General features: G+C 76.0%; 11 protein-coding genes. 1 reads left to right on the top strand and 10 read right to left on the bottom strand.

Going from position 1 to position 8545, the window contains the following annotated elements; genetic code table 11:
- The 9 genes from NWP10_RS09155 to coaD form a co-directional block, all read right to left on the bottom strand.
- On the bottom strand, nucleotides 1-219 hold a 219-nt coding region (locus NWP10_RS09155), incomplete at its 3' end, for a hypothetical protein (RefSeq protein ID WP_258300685.1).
- A gap of 89 nt (nucleotides 220-308) precedes the next feature.
- The gene (locus tag NWP10_RS09150; protein ID WP_258300684.1) at nucleotides 309-1481 is read right to left on the bottom strand and encodes a glycosyltransferase family 4 protein; all 1173 of its coding nucleotides are present in this window, start codon (nucleotides 1479-1481) and stop codon (nucleotides 309-311) included.
- Complete coding sequence (locus NWP10_RS09145; RefSeq protein WP_026106992.1) at nucleotides 1471-2628, bottom strand: LCP family protein; 1158 nt, start codon at nucleotides 2626-2628, stop codon at nucleotides 1471-1473. The genes NWP10_RS09150 and NWP10_RS09145 overlap by 11 nt, the downstream gene beginning before the upstream one ends.
- Nucleotides 2629-2665: 37 nt before the next feature.
- On the bottom strand, nucleotides 2666-3598 hold the full coding sequence (mutM, locus tag NWP10_RS09140; RefSeq protein ID WP_258300683.1) for a bifunctional DNA-formamidopyrimidine glycosylase/DNA-(apurinic or apyrimidinic site) lyase: 933 nt from the start codon (nucleotides 3596-3598) through the stop codon (nucleotides 2666-2668).
- Between the two features lie 4 nt (nucleotides 3599-3602).
- The gene (gene rnc, locus NWP10_RS09135; RefSeq protein WP_017489304.1) at nucleotides 3603-4265 is read right to left on the bottom strand and encodes a ribonuclease III; all 663 of its coding nucleotides are present in this window, start codon (nucleotides 4263-4265) and stop codon (nucleotides 3603-3605) included.
- Between the two features lie 76 nt (nucleotides 4266-4341).
- A complete protein-coding gene (gene rpmF / locus NWP10_RS09130; protein ID WP_017489305.1) occupies nucleotides 4342-4545 on the bottom strand; it encodes a 50S ribosomal protein L32 in 204 nt (67 codons plus the stop codon).
- Between the two features lie 2 nt (nucleotides 4546-4547).
- Nucleotides 4548-5120, bottom strand: a complete 573-nt coding sequence (locus NWP10_RS09125; RefSeq protein WP_017489306.1) for a DUF177 domain-containing protein — start codon at nucleotides 5118-5120, stop codon at nucleotides 4548-4550.
- A 183-nt stretch (nucleotides 5121-5303) separates the two neighbouring features.
- Complete coding sequence (gene galU, locus NWP10_RS09120) at nucleotides 5304-6212, bottom strand: UTP--glucose-1-phosphate uridylyltransferase GalU (protein WP_258300682.1); 909 nt, start codon at nucleotides 6210-6212, stop codon at nucleotides 5304-5306.
- Nucleotides 6213-6286: 74 nt separating this feature from the next.
- Nucleotides 6287-6760, bottom strand: a complete 474-nt coding sequence (coaD, locus tag NWP10_RS09115; protein WP_258300681.1) for a pantetheine-phosphate adenylyltransferase — start codon at nucleotides 6758-6760, stop codon at nucleotides 6287-6289.
- Nucleotides 6761-6899: 139 nt separating this feature from the next.
- Here coaD and NWP10_RS09110 point away from each other — a divergent pair, with 139 nt between their 5' ends.
- Nucleotides 6900-8210 carry an aminotransferase class I/II-fold pyridoxal phosphate-dependent enzyme gene (locus NWP10_RS09110; RefSeq protein ID WP_258300680.1) on the top strand — a complete coding sequence of 437 codons (1311 nt, stop codon included), beginning with the start codon at nucleotides 6900-6902 and terminating at the stop codon, nucleotides 8208-8210.
- Between the two features lie 74 nt (nucleotides 8211-8284).
- On the opposite strand, the gene NWP10_RS09105 is transcribed toward NWP10_RS09110, so the two are convergent.
- Nucleotides 8285-8443 (bottom strand): hypothetical protein, encoded by a 159-nt coding sequence (locus NWP10_RS09105; protein WP_258300679.1) that lies wholly within the window; start codon nucleotides 8441-8443, stop codon nucleotides 8285-8287.
- Nucleotides 8444-8545: the final 102 nt, after the last annotated feature.

Below are 8545 nucleotides of genomic sequence, written 5' to 3'. Positions count from 1 at the left end.
GGACCCGCCCGTGAGGCCGAGGGGGTCGGCGGGGCGACGGTCGGCTCGGCTCTGGGCGCCCCAGCGGACGCCGAAGACGCCGCGGATCTCCTGGGCCACGTCCGGGGGCAGGCGGCGCAGCACGGCGCCGCCGGCACGGCGCACGCGGCGGCGCTGCTCGGGGGGCAGGGCCCGCGCGCCGGAGCGCGCGATCCGCCGGATGGACTTCCCTGCTGACATCTCGACCCGTCCCTCGGTCTCGCGGTGGTGGTGACGCCGCCCGGGCACGCGGGCGGCGCGTCCACCTTAGCAACCGGGCCGGTCGGTCCTCAGCGTCCGGCGACGCGGCGCAGGAGGAGCTCGTAGCGGCGGGCCACGGCGGGCAGGTCGGCGTGGCGGCGCACCCAGTCGCGGCCGCCCTCGCCCACCGCGGTGCGCGCCGGATCGTCCGCGAGCGCCGTCAGGTGCGCCGTGAGGTCCTCGGCCTCCGGACCCACGACGTCGGCGCCGCCGGCCTCCTCGAGGGTGCGGGCGGCCTCGCCCTGGACCATGCCGGTGACGTGCCGGCCCACCGCGAGGACCTCGTAGGTCTTGGACGGCACGGTGTGCCGGAAGCTCGGCCAGTCCGGGCGCAGGGCCACCACGAGCGTGTCCGCCCACGCGTACTGCCGCGCCACGTCCTCCCCGTGCACGGGGCCGAGGATCTCCGCCGGGTGGCCGAGCTCGGCGTTGCGCGCCTCGAGGGCCGCACGGCGCGTGCCCTCGCCCACGAGGCGCACGCGCACCCCGGGGCGGTCGCGCCGCAGGGCGGCGGCCGCGTCCACGACCCGCTCCAGCCCCTGGCTCTCCCCCATGTTCCCCAGGTAGAGCACGTGCAGCTCGCCGGCGTCGCGCGCCCTCGGCGGGGCGACGGCCAGCCGGACGAGGTCCACGCCGTTGCCCAGGGTGCGCACCACCCGGATGCCGCGCCCGCGCAGGGTCTCGGCGAAGCCGTCCGTCACGGTGACCACCAGCCGTGCGGCCCGCTGGCCGCCCGTCACGATCCGCTCCATGGCCGCGCCGAGCACGCCCTGGCGCACCCCCGCCTCGTGGGCGAGGTCTGGCCACGCGTCCCGCATCTCCAGGACGAGGGGGCGGCGGTGCAGGCGGGAGAGCACGACGCCGGGCACCACCACGGGCAGCGCCGGCACGGTGGCCACCACCACGTCCGGGCGACGTGCTGCCAGCCCGCGCGGCACGGCCAGGACCGCGTGGACCGCGGCCTCGAGGAAGCGTCCGTTGCGCCCGGAGCGCCCCGCGGGCAGGCGGGGGGTCCGCAGGATCCGCTCGCCGTCGTCCCCGGCGACGGCGCGCAGTCCCCCGGGGGCGACGACGTCGACGTCCCAGCCCCCGGCGCGCAGCGCGGCCACCACGGCCCCCCACCGGCGGGCGGGCGGGGTGCGCTCGGGTCGGTAGGAGTGGGTGATCAGGAGCACGCGGGGGCGGCGGGGCTCAGTCGGCACAGGGGTCCTCCCCGACGGCGGGCGTGGGGGCCGGCTGCGCGAGCAGGGCCAGCACGGGGGCGGGGACGGCGCCGGCCGCCTGGGCGGCGGATGCCTCGGGCTCCTCGGCGTCCTCGGACTCGTGCTCGGCCACGTAGCGCTGGACGTCGTCGTCCTTCAGGGCGGCGCGCAGGTCCGCGAGCTTGGCCTCGTCGAGCTCCACGATGGAGTCGCCGTCCGGGCTGTATCCGAAGCCGGCGCGGGGCACGGTGAACATCTCCACGTCGCCGCCGCGCACGCCGCGCAGCTGCCAGGCCAGGGAGGCGACCACGCCGGAGGTCAGGCCCGGATCCACGCCCAGGTGGTCGGAGAAGGTGGCCACGACCTCGGTGGTGCGGGCAGGATTGCCCAGGATCTGGGGGCTGAGGAAGCGCTCCATGGCCCCGGCCAGGTACCGCTGCTGGTTCTGCACGCGGGAGACGTCGCCGTCCTCGAATGCGTGGCGTTCCCGCACGTACCGCAGGGCGGCGGTGTCCTGCAGCAGGATCGGCCCGCGCGGGTAGTACGAGGGGTTGGCCTGGCCGGAGGAGAAGGCCACGGGGTTGCAGACCTCCACGCCGCCGAGGGCGTTCGTCACCCCGCGGAAGCCCTGGAAGTCGACCTCCACCACGTGGTGGACCGGCACGCCCAGCAGCAGCTCCACGGTGTCCACGGCCAGCGGGTACCCGCCCAGGTCGAAGGCCGCGTTGACCTTCCGCTCGCCGTGGCCGGGGATCTCCACCCACGAGTCGCGCAGCACGGACATGACGAACACCTGGCTCCGGTCCGCGGGCAGGTGCACGAGCATCATGGTGTCCGAGCGCTGGCCGATGTCCTCCTCGCCCTCGCCCTCCCGCGAGTCGGAGCCCAGCACGAGGATGTTGACCGGCTCTCCCCCGCCGGCCTGCTCGAGAGCGCCGGCGTCCACGGTCTGCCGGTTATCGTCGAAGGTGCGGGCCAGGGAGACGGCGTACCAGGCACCCAGGGCCAGCAGCACCACGAGCACCGCGGCGAGCACGCCGAGCACCCACGGCCACCGACGGCGGCGGGCGGGGCGCGGGGGCTCTGGCGACCGCGCCGGGCGCGGCAGGGGCTCGGGCGTCCAGGACGCGGCCGGGGGCTGGCTCACTCGGGTCTCCTGCTCACGAGGGTGGGGTCGGTCCAGTCTACGGACGGGCGGGGCCGTCGGCGGGCGTCGCCGTGCGACGACGGCGGGGCGTCGGCTGGCAGCGCGGGCACCGGTGCGAGGCCCGGTTCATGAACGGCTCCCGGACGATGAGGGACTCGACCGCCTCCTCGGCGCACCGCCGGCACGGGCGGCCCGTGCGGCCGTAGGCGTCCAGGGAACGGGCGAAGTAGCCCGAGCGCCCGTCCACGTTGACGTACAGCGCGTCGAAGCTCGTGCCGCCCACGGCCAGCGCGCGTCGCATCACGTCCTGCACCGCCGCCATGAGGCGCCGCGTGTCCGCGCGGCGCATCCGCTCCGTGGGCCGCTCCGGGTGCAGGCGCGCGCCCCACAGGGCCTCGTCCGCGTAGATGTTGCCGATGCCGGAGACGAGCGACTGGTCCAGCAGCGCGCGCTTCAGGGTGCTGCGCCGGCGCGCGAGCCGGGCGTGGACGGCGTCCGCGTCGAACAGCGGGTGCAGCGGGTCCAGGGCGATGTGGGCGGCCGTGGCCGGGATCGGCTCGCCGCCGGCGGCGAAGTCGGGGTGCAGCGCGTCCAGCCACCAACCGCCGAAGATCCGCTGGTCCACGAAGCGCAGCTCGCGCGCCGCGCCGTCCGCGGCGGTCACCGGCAGGCGCAGGCGCAGGTGGCGCTGGTCCGGGGCGCCGGGCTCGTCCACGAGGATCTGCCCGCTCATGCCCAGGTGCACCACGACGGCCTCATTCGCGTCCGCCAGCGGCAGCCACAGGAACTTGCCGCGGCGCGCCGGCTCGGCCAGGCGCGCGCCCTCCAGGCGGGCGCGCAGGGCCTCGGGACCGCCGGGGCTGCGGCGCAGGGAGCGGGGGTCGTGGACCTGCAGGGCGCCGGCGACGGCGTCCGTGGCCCAGCGGGCCAGGCCGCGCCGGACGACCTCGGCCTCGGGCAGCTCCGGCACGGGCTCAGCGCCCCGCGGCCGGCAGGTCCGCCTCGAGGGCGGGCCAGGAGGCGGCGGCGGCGTCCCGCTCGGCCTGCTTCTTCGAGCTGGCGACGGCGGAGCCGTACTCGCGCTCGCCCACCACGAGGGTGGCGCGGTAGCGGGGGTCGTGGGCGGGGCCCTGGCCCTCGATCGCGTAGCGGACGGCGCCGAGGCCGTGGCGGTTGGCGGCCTCGGCCACCACCGTCTTCCAGTCCGTGCTCTCGCGCACGAGGTCCGGCTCGTCCAGGAGCGGGACCACGTGGCGGTGCACGAGGGCGGACGCGGCCACGAGGCCGTGGTCCACGTAGACGGCGCCGATCAGCGCCTCCAGGGTGTCGGCGAGGATCGAGTCCTTGTCAGCGCCGCCGGTGCGCCCCTCGCCGGTGCCCAGACGCACGAACGGGCCGATGCCGATGCGGCGGGCCACCTTGGCCAGGGCGCGCGTGGACACGACGGCGGCCCGGCGGCGCGCGAGGTCGCCCTCGGCCAGGTCCGGGTGCACGGTGAAGATGTGGTCGGTGACCACGTAGCCCAGCACCGAGTCCCCGAGGAACTCGAGGCGCTCGTTGGTGGGAAGCCCGCCCTGCTCGTAGGCGTAGGAGCGATGCGTCAGAGCGCGCTCGAGCGTCTCGGCGGTGACGTGCACGCCGAGACGCTCGAACAGCTCATCCGGCTCGCGACCGGGCTCAGGCCCGCGACGGCGAGCCGACGAGGACGCCATGTCAGGCGTCGGCGACCTTGCGGCCCTTGTACTCGAAGAACAGGGGGGTGCCGGCGGCGTCGGTCTTCAGCTCGGCCTGGTGGGGCAGGCGGTACGAGACGCGACCGTTCTCGACGGACTTCACCAGGGTCGGCGCGGTGGCCTTCCACTGGGACCGACGGGCACGGGTGTTGGCACGGGACATCTTCCGCTTCGGGACTGCCACGACTATCTCTCTTCTGTCTCGGTGATGGAGGTCTCTGAGGTGCCCGCGAGGTGGGCCAGGGCGGCCCAGCGCGGGTCCACGCGCTCGTGGGCGTGCCCCTCGGGCGCGTCCTCGAGGCGGATGCCGCAGTCGGCGCACAGGCCCTCGCAGTCCGGCCGGCACAGCGGCTGGAACGGGAGGGCGATGACCACGGCGTCCCGGAACACGGGTTCCAGGTCCACGGTCTCGCGCACCACGAGCGGCTGCTCCCCGGCCTCGTCCTCGGACGCGCCGGTGAGGTACAGCTCCTGCAGGTCCACGGTGATCCCCTCGTGCAGCGGGAGCAGGCAACGGCTGCACTCGCCCTTCAGGGTCGCGTCCGCGGTGCCGGTCACGAGGACTCCCTCGTGCACCGACTCCAGACGCAGGTCCAGCTCCACGGGGTCCCCCTCGGGGATCCCCAGCAGCGGCGTGGTGACGCCCGCGGGGGCGGGCCACTGCGCCGTCAGCTCACGCTGGACCCCGGCCCCGCGCGTCAGATCGCGCACGGGGATCACCCACGACGAGTCGGCGTCCTGGCGCTGTGTGGTGTCCATGGTCGCTCCTCTCGGCGGGTGGGACGGCGGGGTTTCACGGTCCGCTCGCACGCCCGGATCGGGGATGCGGTGCGGCCTGGACGGGGTCCAGCCACGATGGACCGACAACCTATCCTACCGGGTGGGTCCGCAACGGCCAAAGCCGGTCGCGGCCCGCGCGTCGCCGCCGGTCGCCCGCGGGGCTCAGAGCCCGGCCGCGAACGCCTTGAGCCAGGCGCGCAGGTCCCCGCCCAGCTCCTCGTGCCGGGTGCCGAACTCGACGACGGCCTGCAGGTAGCCCAGCTTGTCCCCCGTGTCGTACCGGCGGCCGTCGAAGACGACGGCATGCACGCCGCCGCCCTCGCCGTCGTCGCCGGCCAGGGCCTGGAGGGCGTCGGTCAGCTGGATCTCCCCGCCCCGGCCGGGGGGAGTGCGGTCCAGCACGTCGAAGACCTGCGGGGCCAGGACGTACCGGCCGATGACCGCCAGAGTGGAGGGGGCGTCCTCGCGGGCCGGCTTCTCCACGAGGCCGGTGACGCGCACGACGTCCTCGCCCTCCCCGGGCACGGCCTCCACTGCGGCCACGCCGTACGCGGAGACCGCCTCCTCGGGCACCTCCATGAGCGCGACGACGGAGCCGCCCAGGCGCTGCTGCACGTCGATCATGCGCGTGAGCAGGGCCTCGCCGTCGCCGATGATGTCGTCGCCGAGCAGGACCGCGAACGGCTCGTCGCCCACGTGGCGGCGGGCGCAGTTCACGGCGTGGCCCAGGCCGAGGGCCTCGCCCTGGCGCACGTAGTGGATGTCCCCCACCAGGTCGGACTCGCGGATCTGCGCCAGCCGCGTCGCGTCGCCCTTGCGCTCGAGGGTGGCTTCGAGCGCCGGGTGGCGGTCGAAGTGGTCCTCCAGGGCGCGCTTGTTGCGGCCCGTGATCATCAGGACGTCCTGGAGCCCGGCGCGGCGGGCCTCCGCCACCACGTACTCGATCGCCGGGCGGTCCACCACCGGGAGCATCTCCTTCGGCATCGCCTTCGTGGCCGGCAGGAAGCGCGTGCCCAGGCCGGCGGCGGGGATGACGGCCTTGCGGGTGCGGGGTCGGGACGGGACGGTCATGGGCGTCGATTCTCCTGCGGTCGGTTCGGGATGGGACGTGCGGAGGGTCCGGCCCGGGCGGGCCGGCGGCGGGCTCAGGGCTCGCCGTCGAGGCCGCGCAGCACCGCGGCGGGGACGAGCTCGGCGACGTCGCCGCCGAGGCCGTGGACCTCCTTGATGAGCGAGGAGGACAGGTGGGTGTAGCGGGCGTCCGCCGGCAGGTAGACCGTCTCCACCCCGGTGAGGTGGCGGTTCATCGCGGCCATGGGCGCCTCGAACTCCAGGTCGGTCCCGTTGCGCAGGCCCTTGACGATGGCGTCCGCGCCGATCTCTCGGCAGAACTCGGCGAGCAGCCCGGGGCCCATGGGGCAGACCGTCACGCCGGCCAGCGAGGACAGGGTGGTCTCGATCATGGCGATGCGCTCCTCCGTGGAGAAGCGGTAGCGCTTGGCGGGGTTCACGGAGACCGCGACCACTACCTCGTCGAAGAGGTTCGCGGCCCGCGCGATGACCTCCACGTGTCCCTTGTGCAGGGGATCGAACGAACCAGGGCAGACGGCACGACGCATGGTGCTCACCCTAGCCCGGCCCGCCCCCGCCGGGCGATGCGCCTCGGCCCGCGTCCGAGTCCCGGGCCGCCCCGGGCGCACCCCCGGGTCCACACCTCAACCGGGCCCCGGGCGTCCGGTCCCCGGGTACAGTGCGCGCATGGACGCCGACGCCCCCGACCGCACCCGCCCTCCCCGCACCGGACCGGCCCCCGCCCCGGCCGACGTCGCCGGTCCTGCCTTCACCGCCGGTCCATGGCGCCGCACGGCGGCCGCCGCTGGGCTCCTGGCCGACGGCGCCCCCGTGCCCACCGTCTTCGAGCGTATGACGGCGCTGTCCCTTGAGCACGACGCCGTGAACCTCGGCCAGGGCTTCCCCGACGCGGACGGCCCTGCGGAGCTGCTCCGGGCCGCGGCGGACGCCGTGCTCGCCGGCCCCAACCAGTACGCGCCCGGCCTGGGCCGCCCGGACCTGCGGGCCGCCGTCGCCGAGCACCAGCGCCGGTGGTGGGGCGTCGAGGAGGACCCGGAGACCCGGGTGATGGTCACCGCGGGCGCCACCGAGGCGATCGCCGCGGCCGTCCTCGCCCTTGTTTCCCCCGGCGACGAGGTGGTCACCGTGGAGCCCTTCTACGACTCGCACGCCGCCGTCGTCGCCCTGGCCGGCGCCCGGCACGTGACCGTGCCCGTGGACCCGCCCGAGTTCCTCCCGGACCCCGAACGGGTGGTCGCCGCGTTCACGGACCGCACCCGGATGCTGATCCTCAACACGCCCCACAACCCCACGGGCGCCGTCTACCCGCGCGCCCTGCTCGAGGAGCTGGTGCGCGCGTGCCGCGAGCGCGGGGTGCTGATCCTCTCGGACGAGGTGTACGAGCACCTCGTCTACGACGGCGAGCACGTGCCGGTGCGGGCGATCCCCGAGGCGCGGGACATCGCCCTGGCCGCGTCCGGGGCCGGGAAGGCGTTCGCGGTGACCGGGTGGAAGGTCGGCTGGCTCACCGGGCCCGCCCCGCTGGTGGCCGCGGCCCGGGCGGTCAAGCAGTACCTGACCTTCTCGACCGGGCCGGCGTACCAGCAGGCCGTGGCTGGCTTCCTGCCCGGGGCCGGGGCCCACCTGGCCGCGCAGCGGGAGCGGTACCGGGACGGGCGGGACCGGCTGGTGGCGGGCCTGCGGGCGGTGGGGCTGAACCCCGTGGTGCCGGCGGCCGGCTATTTTGTGACCGTGGACCTGGCCCCGTGGGGCGTGCGACGCGCCGAGGACGCCGTGGTGGACTGGGCGCGCGAGGCCGGCGTCGTCGGGATCCCCGTCAGCGCCCTGTGCCGCGCCGACCGCTCCCCCGGTGAGCCCGGCCCCCTGGACTCGTGGCTGCGCCTGGCGTTCTGCAAGTCGGCCGACGCCGTGGACGAGGCGATGCGCCGCCTGGCCGCCGCGGCCCCCGCGCTCGACGGGCGGCGCCCTCGGCCGTGAAAACGGGAGGCTCTTTTCTCCCGCACGAAAGGGGGCCCGCAGGCTCCCGCCTCCCGCACGGATGGGGGCTGTGGTCAGCGCTCGTCCTGCCAGAGGTACAGGGCCGTCTCCCCGTAGGCGCGCACCTCGACCTCCTCGAGCCCGGCCGGGCGGCGGGGCGGGGCGTCGCGGGCCGCCCGCTCGAGCACGATCAGCCCGCCGGGGGCCAGACGGGCGGCCGCGGCCTCGAGCACGGCCTCCAGCGCGGGGCCGGCCAGCGGGTACGGCGGGGGCGGCGGCGGCGCCCCCCCCCAGCCCGCCCCCTATAAACAACCGACTCGGCCGCCGCGCGCACC

The sequence above is a fragment of the Micrococcus sp. HG099 genome (assembly GCF_024723355.1).
GTDB lineage: Bacteria > Actinomycetota > Actinomycetes > Actinomycetales > Micrococcaceae > Micrococcus > Micrococcus endophyticus.
The sequence above is the reverse complement of the archived record's forward strand: the minus strand, read 5'-3'. Positions and strand labels throughout refer to the sequence as shown.

Coding starts and splice junctions, on each gene's coding strand:
- galU (WP_258300682.1), bottom strand. CDS start 6,212: ATGACCGTCCCGTCCCGACCCCGCACCCGCAAGGCCGTCATCCCCGCC.
- NWP10_RS09125 (WP_017489306.1), bottom strand. CDS start 5,120: ATGGACACCACACAGCGCCAGGACGCCGACTCGTCGTGGGTGATCCCC.
- coaD (WP_258300681.1), bottom strand. CDS start 6,760: ATGCGTCGTGCCGTCTGCCCTGGTTCGTTCGATCCCCTGCACAAGGGA.
- NWP10_RS09110 (WP_258300680.1), top strand. CDS start 6,900: ATGGACGCCGACGCCCCCGACCGCACCCGCCCTCCCCGCACCGGACCG.